At 55.2% G+C, this 20,467-nt stretch carries 24 protein-coding genes and 1 pseudogene; all 25 read left to right on the plus strand.

The features are described from left to right. Positions 1 to 121: 121 nt before the first annotated feature. A complete protein-coding gene (locus Q0Y09_RS06770; protein WP_006874013.1) occupies positions 122 to 442 on the plus strand; it encodes a hypothetical protein in 321 nt (106 codons plus the stop codon). 106 nt (positions 443 to 548) lie between these two features. Continuing rightward, positions 549 to 1,421, plus strand: a complete 873-nt coding sequence (locus tag Q0Y09_RS06775; RefSeq protein WP_021631407.1) for a type II secretion protein F — start codon at positions 549 to 551, stop codon at positions 1,419 to 1,421. 15 nt (positions 1,422 to 1,436) lie between these two features. Further along, on the plus strand, positions 1,437 to 1,790 hold the full coding sequence (locus Q0Y09_RS06780; protein WP_006874011.1) for a DUF3848 domain-containing protein: 354 nt from the start codon (positions 1,437 to 1,439) through the stop codon (positions 1,788 to 1,790). Continuing rightward, positions 1,787 to 2,182 (plus strand): DUF4320 family protein, encoded by a 396-nt coding sequence (locus Q0Y09_RS06785; RefSeq protein WP_154250560.1) that lies wholly within the window; start codon positions 1,787 to 1,789, stop codon positions 2,180 to 2,182. The genes Q0Y09_RS06780 and Q0Y09_RS06785 overlap by 4 nt, the downstream gene beginning before the upstream one ends. Beyond that, entirely contained in the window at positions 2,179 to 2,724 is a 546-nt protein-coding gene (locus tag Q0Y09_RS06790; protein WP_195446523.1) for a hypothetical protein, read from the plus strand. Before Q0Y09_RS06785 ends, Q0Y09_RS06790 begins: the two co-directional genes overlap by 4 nt. A 196-nt stretch (positions 2,725 to 2,920) precedes the next feature. Continuing rightward, positions 2,921 to 3,478: a DUF6550 family protein gene (locus Q0Y09_RS06795; RefSeq protein WP_006874008.1), complete on the plus strand. Its 558-nt coding sequence runs from the start codon at positions 2,921 to 2,923 to the stop codon at positions 3,476 to 3,478. Positions 3,479 to 3,545: 67 nt separating this feature from the next. Then, a complete protein-coding gene (locus tag Q0Y09_RS06800; RefSeq protein ID WP_195446525.1) occupies positions 3,546 to 5,243 on the plus strand; it encodes a hypothetical protein in 1,698 nt (565 codons plus the stop codon). Positions 5,244 to 5,258: 15 nt separating this feature from the next. Next, on the plus strand, positions 5,259 to 5,732 hold the full coding sequence (locus tag Q0Y09_RS06805; RefSeq protein WP_007492865.1) for a hypothetical protein: 474 nt from the start codon (positions 5,259 to 5,261) through the stop codon (positions 5,730 to 5,732). Between the two features lie 14 nt (positions 5,733 to 5,746). Then, positions 5,747 to 6,211, plus strand: coding sequence for a hypothetical protein (locus Q0Y09_RS06810; RefSeq protein ID WP_007492863.1), 465 nt, complete (start codon positions 5,747 to 5,749; stop codon positions 6,209 to 6,211). A gap of 132 nt (positions 6,212 to 6,343) precedes the next feature. Beyond that, the gene (locus Q0Y09_RS06815) at positions 6,344 to 6,685 is read left to right on the plus strand and encodes a DUF3852 domain-containing protein (protein WP_006874004.1); all 342 of its coding nucleotides are present in this window, start codon (positions 6,344 to 6,346) and stop codon (positions 6,683 to 6,685) included. A gap of 34 nt (positions 6,686 to 6,719) precedes the next feature. Beyond that, positions 6,720 to 7,184 carry a hypothetical protein gene (locus Q0Y09_RS06820; protein ID WP_230979290.1) on the plus strand — a complete coding sequence of 155 codons (465 nt, stop codon included), beginning with the start codon at positions 6,720 to 6,722 and terminating at the stop codon, positions 7,182 to 7,184. 44 nt (positions 7,185 to 7,228) lie between these two features. After that, the gene (locus Q0Y09_RS06825) at positions 7,229 to 7,774 is read left to right on the plus strand and encodes a DUF4259 domain-containing protein (protein WP_297719539.1); all 546 of its coding nucleotides are present in this window, start codon (positions 7,229 to 7,231) and stop codon (positions 7,772 to 7,774) included. Positions 7,775 to 7,791: 17 nt separating this feature from the next. Further along, entirely contained in the window at positions 7,792 to 8,220 is a 429-nt protein-coding gene (locus tag Q0Y09_RS06830; RefSeq protein ID WP_006876413.1) for a hypothetical protein, read from the plus strand. Between the two features lie 119 nt (positions 8,221 to 8,339). Continuing rightward, positions 8,340 to 9,245, plus strand: coding sequence for a conjugal transfer protein TrbL family protein (locus Q0Y09_RS06835; RefSeq protein ID WP_007492853.1), 906 nt, complete (start codon positions 8,340 to 8,342; stop codon positions 9,243 to 9,245). Beyond that, on the plus strand, positions 9,242 to 9,631 hold the full coding sequence (locus Q0Y09_RS06840) for a DUF4406 domain-containing protein (protein WP_195446529.1): 390 nt from the start codon (positions 9,242 to 9,244) through the stop codon (positions 9,629 to 9,631). The genes Q0Y09_RS06835 and Q0Y09_RS06840 overlap by 4 nt, the downstream gene beginning before the upstream one ends. Next, positions 9,631 to 11,442, plus strand: a complete 1,812-nt coding sequence (locus Q0Y09_RS06845; RefSeq protein WP_195446531.1) for a DNA cytosine methyltransferase — start codon at positions 9,631 to 9,633, stop codon at positions 11,440 to 11,442. The genes Q0Y09_RS06840 and Q0Y09_RS06845 overlap by 1 nt, the downstream gene beginning before the upstream one ends. Positions 11,443 to 11,467: 25 nt before the next feature. Then, entirely contained in the window at positions 11,468 to 12,016 is a 549-nt protein-coding gene (locus Q0Y09_RS06850) for a hypothetical protein (protein WP_297719547.1), read from the plus strand. Positions 12,017 to 12,024: 8 nt separating this feature from the next. Beyond that, the gene (locus Q0Y09_RS06855) at positions 12,025 to 12,315 is read left to right on the plus strand and encodes a hypothetical protein (RefSeq protein WP_006876463.1); all 291 of its coding nucleotides are present in this window, start codon (positions 12,025 to 12,027) and stop codon (positions 12,313 to 12,315) included. After that, entirely contained in the window at positions 12,312 to 12,893 is a 582-nt protein-coding gene (locus Q0Y09_RS06860; protein WP_007492844.1) for a hypothetical protein, read from the plus strand. Before Q0Y09_RS06855 ends, Q0Y09_RS06860 begins: the two co-directional genes overlap by 4 nt. A 183-nt stretch (positions 12,894 to 13,076) precedes the next feature. Then, positions 13,077 to 14,855: a VirB4 family type IV secretion system protein gene (locus Q0Y09_RS06865; protein ID WP_154250554.1), complete on the plus strand. Its 1,779-nt coding sequence runs from the start codon at positions 13,077 to 13,079 to the stop codon at positions 14,853 to 14,855. Further along, positions 14,852 to 15,661, plus strand: coding sequence for a hypothetical protein (locus Q0Y09_RS06870; RefSeq protein WP_195446535.1), 810 nt, complete (start codon positions 14,852 to 14,854; stop codon positions 15,659 to 15,661). Before Q0Y09_RS06865 ends, Q0Y09_RS06870 begins: the two co-directional genes overlap by 4 nt. Positions 15,662 to 15,679: 18 nt before the next feature. Next, on the plus strand, positions 15,680 to 17,074 hold the full coding sequence (locus tag Q0Y09_RS06875; RefSeq protein WP_195446537.1) for an ankyrin repeat domain-containing protein: 1,395 nt from the start codon (positions 15,680 to 15,682) through the stop codon (positions 17,072 to 17,074). Next, positions 17,071 to 18,153, plus strand: a complete 1,083-nt coding sequence (locus tag Q0Y09_RS06880; protein WP_195446539.1) for a M23 family metallopeptidase — start codon at positions 17,071 to 17,073, stop codon at positions 18,151 to 18,153. The genes Q0Y09_RS06875 and Q0Y09_RS06880 overlap by 4 nt, the downstream gene beginning before the upstream one ends. Before the next feature lie 5 nt (positions 18,154 to 18,158). Next, entirely contained in the window at positions 18,159 to 19,496 is a 1,338-nt protein-coding gene (locus tag Q0Y09_RS06885) for a hypothetical protein (protein WP_243275301.1), read from the plus strand. A 40-nt stretch (positions 19,497 to 19,536) separates the two neighbouring features. Continuing rightward, a pseudogene (locus Q0Y09_RS06890) lies at positions 19,537 to 20,467 on the plus strand (hypothetical protein); the annotation flags it as partial.

The following is a 20,467-nucleotide window of genomic DNA, read 5'->3' on the forward strand; positions in this document are numbered from 1 at the left end:
ACTGGTACGATGTTCTGATGCACACCCCGCTGGGGCAGGCGCTGTTGGCAGCCATTGCCGCTGTGATGTTCATCAGCACCGCAGCGGTCATCAAGCTGACCCAGCCCATTGAGTATCGGAGGTGATCCTCATCAGTAACCAGGAAAAGGGCTATTTTATTACCGCAACGATCAACCATGGTTCCTATATTCCGGAGGCCCTCCATGTAGAACGCATCGATGACATGGCGCTCTATGATGGAGATTTTGAAGCAGCAAAGGCAGCGGAGCAGGATGGGGTCCGGCTCATCTATGGGATGGACGGCATCCCGGACGGTATCTATATTGACACCCCGGAAAACCGGGAGCTCATCCGAAAGGGTTTGGGACTGTATCCTGACTATCGAAACTGGCGGGATGACTTTGATCCGTCATTTGTTGCGGAGTTAGATGTGATGCAATAATGCTATAGAAAGAGTGCCGTGTAATACAGCATAAGAAGAAAAACAGGGCCGGTACACATCTGTCGTGTACTGGCTCTGTTTTTATGTGGAGGTGAACAAAACAACCATGACTTTCCTTCTGTTTTTATTTGGCATATTCCTTGCGCTGGGTATGTTTCTTTTGACGGCTGATCTGCTCAGGCTCCCCCGTCTGGCCACCCAGCGTGCCATGCTCTCGGTGGGCCGCCAGGAGAAGAAGCAGGCCCGCAGTGTGGAGGCCCTGCTCATGGGCTGGGCGATCAAGCTGGCCCCACACATCCATATGGATGAGTATAAGCGGGGCCGTCTGAAAAATACGCTGGCCGCTGCTGGGCTGAACATGACACCGGAGGAGTACACCGCCTTTGCCATGGTCAAGACCGGTGCAGTGCTGCTGACGGTGATTCCGTGCCTGTTGATTTTCCCAATGTTGGCGTTGATAGTTGTTCTTCTGGCGGTGGCGGTTTATTTCAAAGAGATTCGCAGGGCGGAGGAAAAACTCTCTGCCAAGAGGGACGAGATTGAGGCGGAACTGCCCCGGTTCGTGGCCACCATCACCCAAGAACTGGCCGCCAGCCGGGATGTGCTGAGCATGATTGAGCATTATAAGCAGAATTCCGGTCCTGTTTTCTCCGCTGAACTGGATGTCCTCACCGCGGATATGCGTTCCGGCTCCTATGAGGCGGCGCTGACCCGCTTTGAGGCCCGGTTCAACTCTCCGCTGCTTTCGGACATTGTCCGCGGACTCATCGGCGTGCTGCGAGGCGACAACGGGGTCCACTACTTTCAGATGCTCAGCCACGATATGAAGCAGCTGGAACTCCAGCGCCTCAAGGCAAAGGCCATGAAAATCCCGCCTAAGATCCGTGTATTCTCCTTTGTCCTGCTCATGTGCTTCCTGGTGACTTATCTGTCCATCATCATCTACGAGATCATCCATTCCCTGGGCGGGATGTTTTAAGAGAGGAGGTGCCCAATGGACTATACAGGCAGCATCTATCGATTGATTGATCGTGCGGAAGATGAAATGAAGGAATATGCTCAAAGGGTGAAGCAGCTATCTGCCGATGAAATTTATCGCCATTCAGCTGAAACTGCGGCAAAGGAAAGCCTGCTTTCTGCTCTTATCCATGACAGTTATGAACTCGACGATGATGACTTGGATTTAATCCTTAAGCCAAAAAATCCTGTGGAAGCACTATACCAATTCCTGACAAGTGATAAAACTGATCTTTCATCGGAAAGCTCTATCTCCAGTATTTTGAGCGAATATAATGCTCAGTGTCAGGAAAGGGATCTGACTTTAGGCGAGGAGGTAACCATGTGCTGAAACGGATTTTGAGATCCCGACGCGGAGAGGGATACATCGATGTGTGCGTCCTGGTGCTCTGCGCCATGCTGGTGATCGCGCTGGCAGTGCAGGTCCTCCCAGCCTTTATTGCCAAACAGCAGCTCGATACCTTTGCCACTGAACTGGTGCGTGAGGCGGAAATCGCCGGCAGGATCGGGCCGGAAACTGACCGCCGGGAACAGGCCCTGCGGGAGCAGACCGGCCTGGACCCGGAGATTGAATGGAGCGATACCGGCCGCATCCAGCTCAACGAGGAGGTCACGGTCACGCTCACTCATGAGATCGACCTCGGTCTCTTTGCCGGCTTTGGCAGTTTCCCCATCACCCTGCGGGCAGATGCCACAGGAAAGTCGGAGGTGTACTGGAAATGAACAGACTCAGGCAGATTTTGAAAGACCGGCGCGGCGTGGCTTTCCCCCTGATTATTGCCATTGTGCTGGTGCTGGTAATGCTGATGTGCTGCATCAGCGAATATTTCCGTCTGCTCATCGTGGCCCAGGGGGTTCGGGATGCGGTGCAGGAGGCTGTGATCTCCACCGTCAACGACAACTATGACGATGTGTACCATGGCGTCCGGGAGGGCTACTCCGGCGCCTACCAGCCGTTGGCGGGAGATTTTGAGGAATCACTGGACTATGGCGATATCTATGGACGCTTGGACGATATCCTTGGGCTGACCTATCGGGGCGGCTACCATACTCAGTACACAGAGGATGGTGGGATGGAGTTCCGTGTGTGGGGCCTTGATGTGGAGATCCACAACGCACCGTTCGCTTCCGGCGACAGCGCCGGCGACCGTTTTGTGGCGGACTGTGAAATCGAATTGGAGGTTCCAGTGTCTTTTGGAGGAGAGCTTCTGCCGCCCATGCGGATGACAGTCAAGGTCAGCGCGGGCTATGCCCCTCGGTTTTAACGCAGTTTTCAAAAAGTTTTCTATTGTCCCAATAGACTTCTCTGCCTGTTTGTGGTAGGGTTCGTGTTGACAAAGGACGGGCGGTATAGGAAAATGTAGGCAGCAGATCTTAAAGCCGAACTATCCTTGGCCGCTTGAAGTCACACAGACAGTTTGACAAGAAGCATAATCAACAGAAAAAGGAGGAATCCAAACGATGACGGAGAATACCAAGAAGTGGCTGACCGTGGCCGGATGTCTTGTGGTCTGCGCAATCCTGGTTGCTGTGATCGCAAGCAGCTTCAGCAAAGACAAGGTCACTGATGACCTGCTCCCGCCCAGCAGCTCCCAGCAGGGCGATGTAGTGGTGGACCCGGACAGCAGTACCCCGCCTCCCGCAGAATCCGGGGATGACCAGAAGCCGGGAGATAATGTGACCGTTAACCCGGAAACCCCGGATGCCAGTACCAACACCGATGATGGAAACGGCGCTGATTTTACCGGCACAGAGCAGACCATTCAGCCGGACCCGGTCAAACCGGAATATACAGAGGATGAACTGAAGGACCCCACCAAGACGCCGGATGGGACTCCGGTCGAGGGTACTCCTGAGCCGCAGGATCACAACAATGTGACGCCTCCCCCTGAACAGCCCTCCACCAATACCAGTGGCGGCCTGCCTGGTTTCGATAATGTTCCCAACGCAGGCGCAAATCAAGGTGGAAGTATCGATAGTGATGGAGATATCAATACTCAGGTTGGCATAATGGGATAAAGTAATATTGCATCTTCAAAAAGCACAGCTTTGGCTGTGCTTTTTATTTTGTGGGAAAGGAGATCAAGTGAAACGACTCTTTAACCTGTTTCTGGCCGTTGTGATGATATTTTCCTTTACTTGCATACAAGTTTATGCCGCGAATGGAACTGGCGGGTCTGGTAACATTGATGGTGGCGGCGGGAGTATGGGGGATGCGACGAGTCATGGCAGTTGGAACCCCGGAAACGAAGGGGTGCGTGTAACCGTAGTGCGGGCAAGTGACCATGCCGTTGTTACTACACCATTTGATTTGACCAACAAAACACCATCTGCAGGAATATATCATTTCGGAAAGGTCAGTAAAATTCAGTACAATAATGGTACTGGGCTCTCTCCCGTACAAGGCGGGTATAGCTATAAAAACCCTGTACAACCAATGCCTCACATCATAAGTACAAACGGGCGTAATAACATCGAGGCCATCAAAAAGTATTTTTGTTCAGAATATGTTGTCAAGTTCATTGCGGAAGAAACTGGTATGGATTATGACACGCTCATCAGCGGCGAATACAAAATTCTGCTGGAACCCATCGCCTATTATAAGTTCGAAGGTGTCATGATCGCTACAACAGCGACCGAAGCTGCTCTCTATGATGAGGTGGTTGGAGGACAGCTCCGCTATTGGATGGGATCGCTGACCGCTAAAAACCTCCCGCTGTCCATGTTCTTGGAAACGCCCGATTTAGGCTACCCTGCATGGTCCGGCCCCACCAATAAGAATGTGTCCAACTCGGACATCAAGTCCTCCCTTGGGCTTGGTATCGTCCGCTTTGAGGAGCAGCCGGAGGAGCCGGAGATCAGCACCTATGACTATGAATACCGAACCAATACCGAGGTCATCACGGCGGTAGAGGTCAGCGGTGGCCAAAGTGACCCGGATGATCCGGTCACTGTACGGTTCCATATTGATGGGACGACCTATACGGTCAGCAATGTCTACTACCCGGACGGAGATTCCCAATTGGCCTGGGTACGCTGGACTACACCGGACGAGCCGCAGGACATGACCATCGATGTGGATGTATCCGGCCCAGGATCAGCACAGGCCACCATCCACTGTAAGATCGTAGATCTGGACGAGAATCCGCCGCCCAATCCAGTAGCAGATGACCGGAACGACTCCTTCACACCCTCCCCGGTCCCAGACCGGCCGGAGAAAACCTCGGCCCAGTGGACCATTTGGGACCCATGGTGGCAGGAGTATTGGGTATGGCATGGCGATGATGAGGACGGATACTGGTGCGACCACGGCTGGTGGGAATTTGATCTGGACCGCTACAGTGCCAGCCTTTCCGCCGACATGGAAATTACCCCAGATGAGAAGAACCCCACCGCCAGCGGCAACAGCATGAAGTCCGGCTATGGCGTAAATCAGGTCGTCACCGCCAGGGTGAGCAGTTCCCAGAGATCGGCCACGACTGCCCTGCAGAACGCAGTCAGCTACTTCCCGGAATTTAACTATGAGTCGTTCTGGAGGCTGCTGGACCGCATCTCTATCAGTTCCTCGTCCTCCCGGCTGGAGTTCCAGAAGAACGAGTATAGCACCTATAACCGGCGTACCCATTTCACTCCTATCTGGTACCCGGATGGCTCCTATACGGTCAACACCTGGGTCATTGACTGCTGGACCCCGGCAGGGATGCTCTCGGTCAACCTCACCGATTCACTGAATATCCGGGGCAATCTATGGGACGATTGGCATATCGCTCCGCTTGATCTATAGGCGGGAGGTGAAGCCATGGGATACATCCGACTGGATGAGCAGCCTGGCGAGGTCTACCACTACACGCACCGAAAGAATCTGGACAGCATCCTGCGGGATGGCCGAATCAGGCGTATGGGCGATAGGGAGTGCTGGTTTTGCGCCTCTTTGGAGGATACCCTGACGCTCATGCGGGCCACGGTCATGATGGAGGGAAAGCCCTACTATAAGGTGGGCGGCAGCATCGGCCGCTATCCCAAGTTTGTGCCGGAGGACTATGTGATCCTTCGGCTAAATCCCCGCTTTCAGAAAGGTGAATGGGTACAGTGGATGCAGGATATGCCTCCAGAATCGCCGCCCGAACTGCTGAAGGCCGCCGAAACATTCAGTAACCTGAAACTGGGCTTCCGGGGAGATTTGAAGTTCCAACAGAATCCAGAGGTCATTGAAGTAGCCCCACTGGTCGAGGCTGCTCAAACGCAGTTTTTAGATATTTCTTTCTTGATGTAAAGAGGCGGTTGACAATGTGCAAAAAAGGGCCTCCGGCAGTATGGACCAAGGAGAAAATCGAAGAAGCCTTTGCGGGATTTGTAGAAAAGAACAGAAGGCTGCCAGTGGCAAGGGAAATGAAGCCTCAATATGGGCTGCCGACACGCAGAACATTTGAACGCTATATGGACATGACCGCCCAAGAGTATGCTGAACTTCGTTACCCCACGCTTCTCTCCGCAAGAGATGAGCGCCATGTTCAAACCGTCTTGGAATATCGGAACGAAGTACGTGAGTGGTCTATTGAGCGGCTTATGGAGGCGGAAAAGAACTTTTTTACAAAATGCGGGCGGTTACCTGAACCGTATGAATACACGGCTGAGAACGGTCTGCCTATGTACTCTGTCTTCTGTAGGTTAGCAAAGGAAGCGTTTGAAGAAATAATCCGGGCTCAGTTCCTGGAAACACAGGAACTGAGTGGACCTGTGCTCACGATGTAAGCATTCACAGTAACAAAATCAGAAAAGAAACGGGCCGTGGGAAAGTGCCTCGCGGCCTGTTCGGGATAGATCATCCATTCGCGGGAACACCCCTGCGGCCTTTCTTTTTTCAGCAAAGAAAGGTGGTATTTGATGATGAAAACGAAAAAGATGCTCTGTGCGGTCGTAATGGTAATGATGCTGGCCATCATGTTTACGGTACCCGCATTTGCGGCAGGAACCGGGGATGTGGCTGGTGCCATTGAAGGCACTTGGACGGACGCATCCGCCCAGATCAAAACGGTTGTCAATAATGTGGTCTTTCCCGTGATTGACCTTGTTCTGGCTGTGTTCTTCTTCGCCAAATTGGGCATGGCGTATTTTGACTATAGAAAGCACGGCCAGTTCGAATGGACTGCGCCGGCCATCCTGTTTGCCTGCCTTATCTTCACCCTGACGGCTCCCACCTATGTCTGGACGATCCTGGGAATGTAAAGAATTATTCTGAGAATACAGGAGGAAGGAAGCAATGGAATATCCAATTCCAAATCCATCCGGAAATAAAATGCTTTCATTGGTTAACGAGCTGTACCAGCGGTCTATCGGGATGTGCAGAGCAGGTGCAGGTCCATACGGCATCGGGGTAAGCGTGGTAGAAGATACTCCCATTGATGTGTTTTTCACCTTTGATCCAGATCCGGTTCTGAATTGTAAAATACTGCCGGAGGAAATCCCTGAGTACACTGTCGGCGTGATTGGCTCCTGGAGCGGAGAGCGCAAATATCTTTCGCGGGAGGAGGTGGAGCAGCTTCTCTCTGCCTCGGATCCGAAGACCAGAATATTGGCGGAAATGCTCCGGTACTTTGAAGGAAAGACCTGGATCGTGAGCTGCGCAGATTGTCAGGAAGCGTTCGGGATTCTGGTGGATGCGGAAATGCGCGAGGCATTTGGGCTGGATGAGCAGGAGCAGATTGGACCGAAACTGGAAATGTAGGACAAGAATGATGAGGCGTAAGCCGGAAATGGGAGACGGTTTCTATGGGCTGTTGGGGAATCACCGCACTGGAGTCCGACAATGGACTGGATGCGGTTAGATGTGTCCGGTACAATTTACCGGCAGATGGACAACTGGACCTGGGAGAAATGCTTGAACGATTAAAGAAAGACCGATGGAATGCCCCCTGTGATGTAAAGCTGGGGTGTGCGCATACCAGCCCTATGGCACTGGCTGAGATCATTGTAAAGTATCTTGACGGTGACCCTGGCAGTTTGGACTATGATGAGAAGTGGGCGGCCGAGGACAACAAGTTCCGGTCCATCACCTCGTTTACAGCATCAAGGGCTTCTCTCCGGGAACTCCGGGATTACCTTGCGGACACTTTGAAATACGCCAGGATCAGAGCGGAGCGGCAGATCAAAGCCGGCGAGCTGCCCGGCGGCTGGTTTGATCCGAAGGATTGGGACGGATGGCAGAAACACATGGAGGGCCTTATTCACCGGCTGGATGGCGTTCTGGCCTTGGAAGGCAGTACGCTGGAGTTAGCTCATCCACTGGCGCCGACTGTCCCGGAATTAACCATGTAGGGAGGGAAAGAAGAAAATTGAATCCATTTGGACAGGAGTTGAGGAAAATCCTCACTCAGTGCAAAACCAGCGGCGTTGTGTCTTATGCGGGCAGATCCGCCTATATCCAGCTTGACCCGGATTTGCGGGCCAGGCTGGAGTTTGTTTCTCTGAACATTGCCAGCCAGTACAATGCCCTCAAGCTGACGATCCTGAACCGGACCGAGGGCGCGGTGGATGTGAATATCCTACGCTTTGGCGATTTACTGGGAAAGAAAAAAGTGAGCAATCCCAACTTCTCGGATGGTATCTTACCACACCTCTGGGACGATTATGGGAAGGTAGACTGGTATGTTTACCAGCCTACTCAGGCGGATTACAGGCTGCTGGCGGGTACGGTGGACGAATATCTGCAGGTGTTCCAGCGTCAGGAGGAGGCGCAGGAACACAGCCCGCAAATGTGCTAAGAAAATAGGAAGCGAATACAAGCAGGGGCCGTGCCCAGTCACGGCCCCTGTGCCTTTGAGCAGGAGTATGCGTCCAATGCTGGCACGGTCCCCCTTACGCAAAGGGGTGAAACCACCAGATGTTTATATTGGACTTTTTCCTTGGCGGGCTGATGGATCAGTTTATCGACTGGGTCTACAGCCAGCTTGTTGGTTTCTTTGGCAACTTTTTTGCCGAGATGGGGAACATGGGCGTCGAGCTCTTTGAGATGAGCTGGGTACAGTCCATTGTTCTCTTTTTTTCTTATCTGGCCTGGACGCTGTATGTCGTCGGGCTGGTGGTGGCCGTGTTCGAGGTCGGAATCGAATACCAGACCGGACGGGCCAGCATCAAGGACGCGGCTATCAGCGCCGTCAAGGGCTTTATGGCCGTGGGGTGCTTTACCCTGGTGCCGGTGGAACTTTATAAACTCTCCGTCACGCTGCAGGCCAACCTGACCTCTGGAATTACCGGGTATGGCGAGAGCTTTGATGCCCTTTCCACTGATATCATCAACTCCCTGCAGGGCGTGGATATCGGGGCCGCGGCCTCCTCCGGCGTATTCGGCGGGATCGGCAGCATCACCAGCCCCATCATGGTCATTTTTATTATCATCATGATGGGGTACGCCGTCATCAAGTGCTTTTTCTCCAACCTCAAGCGCGGAGGAATCTTACTCATCCAGATAGCTGTGGGTTCCCTGTATATGTTCTCGGTGCCCCGCGGCTATATGGACGGTTTTGTGCAGTGGTGCAAGCAGATCATCGGTCTGTGTCTGACCACCTTCCTGCAGGCCACCATCCTTACAGCGGGACTGCTGGTGCTGAAGGATCATGCGCTGCTGGGCCTTGGCCTGATGCTGTCGGCCGGTGAAGTGCCCCGCATCTGCGGCGCCTTTGGGCTGGACACCTCGACACGCGCCAACATCATGTCCGCCGTCTATGCAGCACAGTCAGCGGTCAACACCACCCGCACCGTGGTACAGGCAGTGGGGGCGGCGAAATGAGCAGAGAAAAACTGATTTACATCGCCTCTCCCTATGCAGGAGATATTGAGGCAAACACCGCGTTTGCGAAAAAGGCGTGCCGGTATGCCATCCATCAGGGGCATACGCCCATCGCCGTCAACCTGCTCTACCCACAGATGTTGGATGACGCTGAGCCAACAGAACGGGAAATTGGACTGCGGCTGGGACATCGGGTGCTGGAAGTCTGCGATGAACTGTGGCTCTGCGGCGGCAGGGTCAGTTCCGGCATGGCCCGTGAGATTGAGGAGGCCCAAAGACTCAGCATCCCCATCCGACAGATTGGGGAGCTGGAAATCAAGCAGGAGGCTCTGCCCGCTGAGATGGAGCAAAGCGAAGCTCCAGGGCAGAGCATGGGTATGGCATAATGCCCACGCTGGGCAGCCTGTTCGATGGAATCGGAGGGTTCCCCCTCGCGGCGGTCCGCAACGGCATCGAGCCGGTGTGGGCCAGCGAGATCGAAGCCTTCCCCATCGAAGTGACAAGAAAGAGGTTCCCTTCCATGCTCCATGTCGGGGACATCACGAAACTGAATGGTGCCGAACTTCCCCCGGTAGACATTATCACAGGAGGCAGCCCTTGTCAGGATCTCAGCGTGGCGGGGGCCAGAGCCGGTCTTGCCGGAGAGCGTTCCGGCCTGTTTATGGAGCAGATCCGCGTTGTAAAAGAAATGAGGGATGCAGATGAGCGGCGCGGCAGAACAGCTCACACTGTTCGACCTCGATATATGTGCTGGGAGAATGTACCAGGATTATTCAGTTCAGCGGGCGGCGAAGATTTCCGCATCGTCCTCGAGGAGATTGTCCGAATTAAAGACGGCTCCTGTTCAGTGCCTCGACCTGACTCCGGGCGCTGGGAATCTGCTGGGGCAATCATTCTGGGAAATCAATTCAGCCTGGCTTGGAGAGTCATGGATGCTCAATTCTGGGGTGTCGCCCAGCGTCGCAAGAGAATCTTCCTTGTCGCAGATTTTGCAGGACGATCCGCCCCGCAAATACTATTTGAGCAAAACCGCCTGCCTGGGTATTCTGCGTCGAGCGGAGGCCAGAGGCAAGGAACTGCCGCCTCAGCTCCGGGATGCTCTGATCCTCCAGGCGGGACTGGCCCCATCGGATTCGACGGATACAACGGAGACCTGACAGGAGAAAAGGCAGCCACTCTCGGTGTTAATTGTGGTATGTCCACTGGACGAAACGGTGTGCTCACCGCCTTTGCCGCCAATCAGCGGGACGAGGTGCAGGATCTTCATGATGTAGCCGCGGCGCTGACCGCCCAGCCAGGGATGAAACAGCAGACCTTTGTGGCCGGAATCACGGCCAAAGGCAACGGTGATTGCTTCCTTTCCGAGGAGCGGCACACAGCACTAAGCGGAGGCGGCGGTATGCCCGGACAAGGGTATCCCGCCATTTTTACAGCTGCTTTTTCTGCTGGAGCTGGTGCTTCTGCGGGCAGTATTGGCTATGGAGAGGAAGTCTCGCCTACCTTGAAAGGAACCGCCAGCGGGAACTGTATGCCATCCATCCTGTGCCTTAATGACCAGGGCGGAAGCGCCATTGCCTGCAGCGAAAATGTTGCCGGAACACTTCGGGCACAGGAGCATGGCCACCAGCCGCTTGTATTCGAGAACCACGGGATCGATGCCCGCTACACCGGCCCACATTCTGTGGCGCCCACAATGTCAGCCCGTTACGGTACGGGTGGGAACAATGTCCCGCTGGTCGCAGAACCGGACACGATATTCTGTATCACCGGAAATGCCATTGACCGGCAGCCTATGAACGGCGGGAACGGGATTGGGTATCAACAGGGCATCGCCTATACTCTCACCGCCACCGATCACCATGCCGTGTTCAGCCGTCAGCGTGTGGATGTGTTCAAAAGCAACGAGGTGGTCAGCACTCAGAGCGCCCGTCAGCACAAAGACGCAACAGATTTGGTCGTGGATATGGACGAGCCAGATAACAGCGCCTCCGCTCCAAGAGGTGCCTCGGTTCTTCTGATCCGCCGTCTGACCCCGCTGGAATGCGAGCGCCTGCAGGGATTTCCGGATGGTTGGACTGATATCGAGGGTGCTTCCGACTCCGCCCGCTATAAAGCACTGGGCAACAGTGTAGCGATTCCTTGCGTCGACTATGTTTTGCAAGGAATCGCATGGGCGACCACAGCACAGATAGCTTGAATGATTATGAATAGGAGATGCGATCATGGAACCGATGAAAAACCTCTGCGGCTTGATTCCCGAGTCGCTTCACAAGCGGCTGATGGAGGGCAAAAGTCCTGAAATGACAAACGGTGAGTACCTCACTAAGATACTCACTACCTATCTGGACCAGCCTGCCACAGCAAAGCAGGAACAGCGCACCCTGGCCGTTCAGATCTCAGATGACATGTTTCAGCGGCTGAAGTCCTACCTGAATGCTCATGCGCCCCTCACCCAAAAGGCACTGGTTCAGAGCCTTTTGAATCAGGCACTGGATCAGTGGGAACATGGCGAGGAACCGCTCCAGAGTGCGGCCCTTCAGGACAACAAGAAAGAACGGACGCTGGCCATTGCTATGCCCGAATCTCTTTTCCACCGCGTTGAGCAGTATGTGGAGGCGCATAATGGCGTATCCAAACGAGCCTTCGTTGTGGGGTTGGTGGCACAGGAACTCCAATCTTGGTTGATGGAACAAAGCCCAGACGAAGTACAAGATCAGGAATTCGGCCCCGATCAGGATGAACAGGGGTTTGGAATGAGCATGACGATGTGAGGTGAAACATGTACATTTATCCCGATAATCTGAAATCCAAAGCCGTCCTGTGGCTGTGGGAACTGCGGGACATCGCTATCATTGGCGTGGGCGCCCTGATCTCTGTGTTTGCCATGGCCCAACTTGGCTTCCTGCCCCCAGTGGTAATCACTGCGGCCTATGCCTTCCTCTCGATTCGGCTGGAGGATACCAGTATCTTGGACTTCCTGCGCTATGCAATCCGATATTTCCTCCTGGGCCAGCAGACCTATGCCTGGGGGCTGTGTAATCCATCAACGGATAGGAGTGATAGAAAATGAGCAGAAAAAAAGAAGCAACGGCCAAACAGACTACCCGGCAGCTCATCGGGATCGACGAGATCACCGACAGCGGCCTAAAGACCAGTCATGGGAGGCTGATTTTCTTTGCCATCAAGCCCACCAACCTCTCGGTCCAGCCCCCGGAGGCTGTGAGCAATCGCATCTATGCCCTCATGACCGTCCTCAAGGGGCAGGCTGAGATCGAGATGTTGGCCCTCAACTCCAAGGAGAGCTTTGAGGACAACAAGAGGCACTATCGCCAGCGGGCTGCCGAGGAGGACCTGCCGGTCATCAGCCGGCTGCTGGAGGCGGACGCTAAATCACTGGACCGCCTGCAGATCCAGATGGCGACCGCCCGTGAGTTCTTCGTACTGGTCCGGTTGCGTGAGGAAACAGGGATGGAGCTGCACACCCACCTCTCCCGCATCCAGAAAAGCCTCGAGGATCAGGGCTTCAAGGCAAGCCTCGCCAGCGGCGAGGATCTCAAGCGCATGCTGGGCGTGTATTTTGAGCAGAATGCCACCACGGAAAAATATGAGGATTACGACGGGGAACGCTGGATCATTCTGAATGACTGACCCGTGCCCCACAATTTAATTGATATGGCCGTCAGGAGAACTTCCGGGCCATATCAGGAAGAAACAGTGCGATAAAAGATCTCCTGCCGGCCTGGACAGGAGGTTTTTTCATTGCCGAAAAACAGAACAAAGAACTCTCCCCGGCCTGTGGTGGAGGAACCATATATCAAGGATTTCCTCGACATGGTCGCCCCCTCGGTCATCGACTTCAAGGTGGACCACTACCTGTGCGGCAACACCTGCCGCTGTGTATGGGCGCTGCGGGAGTACCCCACTTCTACCGATGAGCAGGCCATCCTGCGGCATCTGGGCGAGATGGACGGGGTCACCATCCGCATCTACACCCGGCAGGTCACCCCCAGTGAGGAGCGCCGGATCATCCACAACGCCGCCAACAAGCACCGAATGTCCCGCTCCAGCACCGAGGATCTCCAGCAGACTGTCACCGCCGAGGCCAACCTGCAGGATGTGGTTACCCTGGTCTCCTCCATGCACCGCAACCGGGAGCCGCTCCTCCACTGTGCGGTGTTCCTGGAGCTGACCGCCCCGGACTACGACGCCCTCAAGCTGCTCCAGACCGATGTGCTCACCGAACTGGTCCGCTCCAAGCTCAATGTGGACCGGCTTATGCTCCGTCAGCAGGAGGGCTTTGTTTCTGTTATGCCGGCCGGCCGCAACGCCTTCGGCGCCCAATTTGAACGGGTCCTTCCGGCCAGCTCGGTGGCCAACCTGTATCCCTTCAATTATTCTGGCAAGACCGATCCTCACGGATTCTACATCGGCAAGGACAAGTACGGGGCCAATATCCTCGTAGATTTTGATAAGCGAGATGACGATAAGACCTCCGCCAACATCCTGATCCTCGGCAACTCCGGCCAGGGTAAGAGCTATCTGCTCAAACTGCTCCTGCTCAACTTCCTCGAGGCGGGCAAATCCGTGATTTCCCTGGATGTGGAACACGAACAAAAGGATATGTGTGAGACGGTGGGCGGCTGCTTCATGGATCTGATGGGCGGCGTGTACCGCATCAATCCGCTGGAGCCCAAGTGCTGGGATGACGGCAGTGGCCCGGAGGACAGGGACGCGCCGGAGGCATTCCGCAAATCCACCCGGCTCTCCCAGCACATCTCCTTTCTCAAGGACTTTTTCCGGGCCTACAAGGATTTCTCAGACCGCCACATCGACGCCATTGAGATCATGGTGGGCAAGCTGTACGCCAAATGGGGCATCAGCGACAGCACCAACTTCGCCGGCCTCAAGCCCCAGGACTATCCCATCCTTTCCGACCTCTATAAACTCATTGAGCAGGAGTACAGAGAGTACGATGGGAACTGCCACCAGCTCTACACAGCGGAACTGCTGCAGGAGATCCTGCTGGGCCTCCACTCCATGTGCCAGGGCGCCGAGGCTCAGTTCTTCAACGGGCACACCAATGTGACCTCCTCCCGCTTTATCGTCTTCGGGGTCAAGGGGCTGCTGCAGGCCAGCAAGAATGTGCGCGGCGCCATGCTGTTCAACATCCTGTCCTATATGTCCGACCGCCTGCTGACCATCGGCAACACCACAGCGGCGCTGGACGAGCTGTATGTGTGGCTGTCGGATAATGTGTCGGTGGGTACCACCATCATCGAGTATATCCGCAACACTCTCAAGCGGGTCCGCAAGAAGGAATCCAACCTCATCATGGCCTCGCAGAATCTGGAGGACTTTGACCGGGAGGGCATCCGGGAGTTGACCAAGCCCCTGTTCGCTATCCCGCCCCACCAGTTCATCTTCAACTGCGGCTCCATTGACAAGCGGTTTTATATGGATCTGCTCCAGCTGGAGGAGGCGGAGTACAACCTCATCCGATTCCCCCAGCGGGGTGTGTGCCTGTTCAAATGCGGCAACGAGCGGTACCTGCTGGAGGTTCACGCTCCTGCCTATAAGGAGGCGCTGTTCGGCACAGCGGGCGGGCGATGAATGTGGTCGGGTATGGAGGCGGAACGGACAGCACGGCAATGCTGATAGGATTGTGGCGGCACCATGTCCCAGTCGACCTGATCCTTTTTGCCGATCCCGGAGCCGAGCAGCCGCATACCTACGCCTACCTGGACACCATGAGCCGCTGGCTGGAGAACCATGGGATGCCGGCGATCACGCGGGTGTGGTACACCGAGAAGAACGGCCAGAGGCTGACGCTGGAGCAGGAGTGCCTCCGCTCAGGAACGCTGCCCTCCATTGCTTATGGGTACAAAAAATGCTCCCTCAAGCACAAGGTTGCCCCGCAGGAAAAGTTCTGCAGGCACTACCAGCCCTGCATTGATGCCTGGGAGAAAGGAGAAAAGGTCGTCAAGTTCATTGGATACGATGCCGGAGAGGAGCGCCGTCTGCTCAACGCCCTTCCTCATGACCTTCAGGATAAAAAATACCAGAAGGAATATCCCCTGATGGAGTGGGGCTGGAGCCGAAAGGACTGCATCCAGGCGATCCGGGATGCCGGCCTTCCCCTGCCGGGCAAGTCTTCCTGCTTCTTCTGCCCCAGCATGAAGCGGTGGGAAATTCGGACATTGTACCACCGCTACCCGGATTTGCTGCGGCGGGCTTTGGCGATTGAAGACGCAGCCATGCCAAACCTCACATCAGTGCGGGGGTTGGGCCGGAACTGGGCCTGGCGGGATTTTATCTGCGCGGATGAAAATCAGCTGGCGATTCCGGGCGCTTTCTCAGATGAGGATCTGCCCTGTTCCTGCTGTATGAAAGGTGAACTGCCAGCAGCAGATCTATAAAAGAGAAAGGGAATTCGAATGAAAGAAATTGAATTGGAACAGTGGGAGCCATTACCGGGAGATCCCAGACAGACGCAGTATGCCGGACAGCGTACCGCTCAGGAGGTCTTCGAGGAGTTAAAGCACCGCCTGGAGGGTATGGGGTACCTGCCGGACGAGTATTTTCTCATGGACCGGGAATGGGAAAATGGCCGGGAGATCCCCAAAGACGCCGACATCTTCTGTACCACCGACTACGGCGGCAACGAGGGCGTCTATTTAGATGTGTACCTGAAGTGGTATGAAGACAGCCGCCCCGTCACCAAAAGTTTCATCACCGGCAAGACGCTGGGCGAAACCGGCGCAGATCTGGACCGGATGTTCCTCATCTCCTCCGCCATCACCAAGGCGTTCCACGGGGACGGCGAAACCTATGCCCGACATCTCCGTCAGGGTGAGCGGGCGGAGCCGGAGGGCATGATCGTCCACCTGAATCCTACGGAGCAGCGCACCATCATCGAGGCGCTGGTGGAACAGCAGGAACGCCAGGAACAGGCCATGTCCCAGACGGAACAGCTCCTGCGGCGGATGACCGGGAGCATCACCGCCTATATGGATGAGGTGGGACGGTACCCCCTGCACATCAGCGACTACGATAAAACCGTGTTGGCCATTCGGGACGGAGAATTTGACGCCTTCAAAAACCTTTATCCCAGGGTATCAGACCAGACGGATGACCTGCTGATCGAGGTGGCGGGACGCCCCGGTGTCGTGGGAGGAAATATGACCCTGATACTTCTTGCGGCGGTGGAGAGGTTTTCCCCGGAGGCATATCTCACTGCCTGTAAGCGGGCGGTGGAAACGGGAGACAGTTGGCGGGTACAAACATTGGTGAAGGAATCAGAAGGCCGCCTCTCGGAGCCGCTCCCCTCCCTCCACGGTGAGGTGATCCTCTATGCCTATACAAATAACTGCCGGAACATCGCCAAAGACCTGATCGCCCAATGCACGCCGGAGCAGATTGCTTCTGTGCCCCCGAAGCTTCTCCGCTGGGTTGCGGAAAAGCTGGACTTCCAGACCGCGGTGGATCTGGTGGACAAGGGCGTCCGACCGGGCGATGAGGTGGCCGGCATCCTGCGCACCCTCACGGGCCAGCATCAGGAGTGGATGGCAGAGAGGCTGCTGGAACACGGGATGCCGGTGGAGCCGGACAACTACGACGCGCTCTATGCCTGTGTCAGCAATCAGGCGGTCGGAGCCGCCAAGCTCCTGCTGGACCGGGGGATTGATCTGGAGCAGTACCAGCTGTGGGCGGAGCATCGGCCCAAAGGCGATGGGTACACGGAAACCATGGAGGAGCTGGCCGCGTACTGGTCTGAACTGCAGAACAGTACGCAGCCAGAGGATTCGCCCATGAAAGGTATGAACCTATGAGTGCCACCGTTGCAGCGGCCGTCAAAGCGGCGATAGTAATTCTTTCCAATGAGGAAGCCCGCAAAAAGGTGGGCTGGGGCATTGTGGCTATCCTTTCCCCGCTGATCGTTCTGGTGGTTCTGCTTTGCGCCATCCTCTCAGGAACCTCACAGCACAATGTGTCCGCCGTGGAGCTGTGCTTCCACGGCGGCTCCATTTCCGCCAGCGCCACGCCGGAGTACCGGAGATACATCGAGGATATGCGGAACAGCTTTGACCAACTGGACGAAGTGATCGCGGAGATCAATAGTCAATGCGAAGATGGAAAAAGCCTTGACGATACCCGCGTCAAGGCCATTTTTTATGCTCTGTATTTCGCCGCAGAACAGCCAGATACAGATGGCATCCATGAGTTTGCGGACTGTTTCGTGGATTATGAGGAGCGAACCCGAACGGTTACCACCACCGACGAAGAAGGCAATGAGGTGGAGACCACAGAAACCTACATGGTGGCCGTTCCTATTGAAGACCTGGCTGAAATTTATGAACGGATCAGCCATGCCATTGGAGTCGAGGTCACCGCGGACCATCAGGCCAACGCTGACGGTATCTATCATCTCATCCTTTATGGCAGCCCCAGCGGGGAAAGCGGCGGCTGGTTCCCTGGGGCTGATGTCCCGTTCATTGGGGTGGATGGCTTCTGCTCTCCCATCGGAGCAGGCTGGGAGGCCGTGGTCACCTCGGAATTCGGGTACCGAAGCGACCCCTTCACCGGCGAAACGCGAGGCCACACCGGGATGGATTTGGCGGTGCCCACTGGCACCCCTATCCGTGCGGCATTACCCGGTACAGTGACCGTATCGCAGTACCACAGCAGCTATGGCTACTATGTGATGATCGACCACGGCAACGGCCTGTCCACCCTATATGGCCACAATTCCCGTCTGCTGGCTCAGGTGGGACAGACGGTGGAGGCTGGGGATATCATTTCCCTCTCCGGCTCCACCGGGCGGTCCACCGGCCCGCACCTGCACTTTGAGGTGCGTATCAATGGGGAGCGCACAAATCCCCGCTATTATCTACCGACGACTGGAGGTTGATATTTTTGCGTCTGAAACTTCAATTGCCGGCCAAGGCCGGCCAGTTCCGCATCTCCGAGTGTGAAGCGACCCGCCTGCTCACTCTATCGGCCAACGACTTTCAAACCTTTCTGAACTGGCCTCAGAAAGAACTATCCTGGGATGCACAGCCGCTCTATTATGAGGAGGACGGCAAACGGGTCTATCGGGGTGTTCTCATTTTGGGAGAGGGCCGCGCAGATGGCGTTTTCGCTTATGACGCGGGCGAACACTTCGTCTATCTGCCCGGCGCGAGAGCGGTGGTCGATTCCATTCTGGAACAGGCGGTGGAAAAGATCATCAAGGAGGGCACGGAGAACACCAACGAGGGCAGTTGGTGCTATTATTTCAGTGAGCTTTATGAGCAAATGGGACTGGTGATAGAGGATGGAAATGGCTTCGACGCCCTGCTCCTTGAGAAGCTGGAGCAGCGGCCGGAGGCGGCGGAGGTCGCCCTGACAGATGAGTGCTTTGACATCTGCTATTACCTGAACTACTGCAGAAACCTGAGCGATGAGGAGATAGAAGGACAAATTCCATTGGCACGACAGTCCGAATTATTTCGCAAATCCGTATCTGTCTTCTGTGATATGTACGATGAGAAATCTGACCTGTATGAGATGCTTCATAATAATCTGGGAATGAGTGACGATGAGATTGGATACCTCGGCTTCGCCCTGCACGATGAATATGTGGACGAGCAAATTGATGCAGAGGGGGCACAGTCCGGCCATTTCCCGGAGTCAGGGAAACTGGCGAATTTGATCTCCGCCTATGAGGAACTGCATCAGCTTCCAGATGAGGAGCGTATCACCCACTCGGCTCCGGGGACTTTTGGTTACTGCCTTGACCCCGATGTGCCGTCTGAGCGGCTTCATGCTGTGTACCAGCAGGCGCTGTCTGCCCTCGAACTGAAGGGCGATGAAATCCAGATAGATGGACAATTCACTTCCCGCGATGAGATCATTTCCCGTATGCGGGACTGCCTGCTGGCCAAAGAACTGTCGGCTGGAGAAAGAGTGCTGTTCGTCGCTACCGAGCCGTATGGAGGCCCTGGTGATTTCGCTTTGCGAGGCGGAGTGATAGAGAGTGTGGATGAGCAGGACAAGACCTGCTCGGTGCGGGGGACTTTTTTCACAATGGAAAAAGTCCCCCTACACTATGTACTCGGCCGATACAACCCGGCGGTTGGCGGGGAGTACTATGGATTCCGCGGCATCGTCCCCTATTTTTGTGAGGATAAAGAGCTGGCCGAGCATTACCTGCATGAGGCTGAGGTGATGTGGGACGCAGAGATGGAGGTGGGACAGGACCTCTCCGTGTAAAAGAGGAAGTATGCAGTAATAGAACGACGGGAGGAATACCATGGCGGTGCTGTATCAAGTAGAGGAACAGGGGCGTCAAACCGCTTTTGTAGGCGAAAAAGAAGGTGGGTTTACGGAGCTGCACTCCCTGTTGGAGCGGGCCTCTGCCATCGTGGAAGTGGAAAACAGCGGGTTCGCAGAGGCACTTTCCAATGCCGCCGCAGAGCGCGGTACTCCGCTCAGGCAAGTGTTTGCGGACGAAGCAGAGGCCCTGAGCCATGACCTTGGTCATGGCGGGATTGTGGAACAGCAGGTGGTCATTGACCTGGACAATGGGCGGATACGGGTGGAATATGACCACCGGGCCGGCAGTCTGCGGGAGAGCCTGGATGCCTTGTCAAAACATTTTCCAACGGCAGGCGCCAACAGAATCCAGAACCGGCTCATAGCTTTCCTTGCGGAGCATGACGGAAGCGAGGAACTCTACAAGGTGCTTCACGATGAACTGGGACTGACCAATCAGGAGATCGAAGCCATGGGCTTTGATCTCACCCACCGATATGAGCCGGACTGCGGTGACGCATACCAGGACATCGTGGACTACATTCGCTTTGAGCAGGAAACCTCGGAAATCTGGCCCTGGTTTATCTCTTGCGATGAGATACTCTCCCATGAAACAACCCTGCGGGAGATCGCCGGCCGGCTGTCCGCTGCCGGCGAATGGGATACGGAGAGCATCTATGAGAGCTTAACGGAAGTCTTTGGAAACAATCTATCGCTGGATAAACAGTCAAAGGATGACACGAAAGAGGAGGAAAGAAACATCAATATTAAACAGGATCAGTTGGATCTGCTTTGGCAGTTGGAGGAGTTCAGAAAGAAACATGAACATCAGGCAGAGCCGTCCGACTGGGCGATCCGGATGTGTGAGGCGTTTGTTGCCCGAAGTATGGGCTTCACAGACCGGGTACAGTGGACGGAACTGCTCCGGC

Source organism: Intestinimonas sp. (genome assembly GCF_026169115.1).
Classification (GTDB): domain Bacteria; phylum Bacillota; class Clostridia; order Oscillospirales; family Oscillospiraceae; genus Intestinimonas.

Coding starts and splice junctions, on each gene's coding strand:
- Q0Y09_RS06775 (WP_021631407.1), top strand. CDS start 549: ATGACTTTCCTTCTGTTTTTATTTGGCATATTCCTTGCGCTGGGTATG.
- Q0Y09_RS06780 (WP_006874011.1), top strand. CDS start 1,437: ATGGACTATACAGGCAGCATCTATCGATTGATTGATCGTGCGGAAGAT.
- Q0Y09_RS06790 (WP_195446523.1), top strand. CDS start 2,179: ATGAACAGACTCAGGCAGATTTTGAAAGACCGGCGCGGCGTGGCTTTC.
- Q0Y09_RS06795 (WP_006874008.1), top strand. CDS start 2,921: ATGACGGAGAATACCAAGAAGTGGCTGACCGTGGCCGGATGTCTTGTG.
- Q0Y09_RS06805 (WP_007492865.1), top strand. CDS start 5,259: ATGGGATACATCCGACTGGATGAGCAGCCTGGCGAGGTCTACCACTAC.
- Q0Y09_RS06810 (WP_007492863.1), top strand. CDS start 5,747: ATGTGCAAAAAAGGGCCTCCGGCAGTATGGACCAAGGAGAAAATCGAA.
- Q0Y09_RS06815 (WP_006874004.1), top strand. CDS start 6,344: ATGATGAAAACGAAAAAGATGCTCTGTGCGGTCGTAATGGTAATGATG.
- Q0Y09_RS06820 (WP_230979290.1), top strand. CDS start 6,720: ATGGAATATCCAATTCCAAATCCATCCGGAAATAAAATGCTTTCATTG.
- Q0Y09_RS06825 (WP_297719539.1), top strand. CDS start 7,229: ATGGGCTGTTGGGGAATCACCGCACTGGAGTCCGACAATGGACTGGAT.
- Q0Y09_RS06835 (WP_007492853.1), top strand. CDS start 8,340: ATGTTTATATTGGACTTTTTCCTTGGCGGGCTGATGGATCAGTTTATC.
- Q0Y09_RS06840 (WP_195446529.1), top strand. CDS start 9,242: ATGAGCAGAGAAAAACTGATTTACATCGCCTCTCCCTATGCAGGAGAT.
- Q0Y09_RS06845 (WP_195446531.1), top strand. CDS start 9,631: ATGCCCACGCTGGGCAGCCTGTTCGATGGAATCGGAGGGTTCCCCCTC.
- Q0Y09_RS06850 (WP_297719547.1), top strand. CDS start 11,468: ATGGAACCGATGAAAAACCTCTGCGGCTTGATTCCCGAGTCGCTTCAC.
- Q0Y09_RS06855 (WP_006876463.1), top strand. CDS start 12,025: ATGTACATTTATCCCGATAATCTGAAATCCAAAGCCGTCCTGTGGCTG.
- Q0Y09_RS06860 (WP_007492844.1), top strand. CDS start 12,312: ATGAGCAGAAAAAAAGAAGCAACGGCCAAACAGACTACCCGGCAGCTC.
- Q0Y09_RS06865 (WP_154250554.1), top strand. CDS start 13,077: ATGGTCGCCCCCTCGGTCATCGACTTCAAGGTGGACCACTACCTGTGC.
- Q0Y09_RS06870 (WP_195446535.1), top strand. CDS start 14,852: ATGAATGTGGTCGGGTATGGAGGCGGAACGGACAGCACGGCAATGCTG.
- Q0Y09_RS06875 (WP_195446537.1), top strand. CDS start 15,680: ATGAAAGAAATTGAATTGGAACAGTGGGAGCCATTACCGGGAGATCCC.
- Q0Y09_RS06880 (WP_195446539.1), top strand. CDS start 17,071: ATGAGTGCCACCGTTGCAGCGGCCGTCAAAGCGGCGATAGTAATTCTT.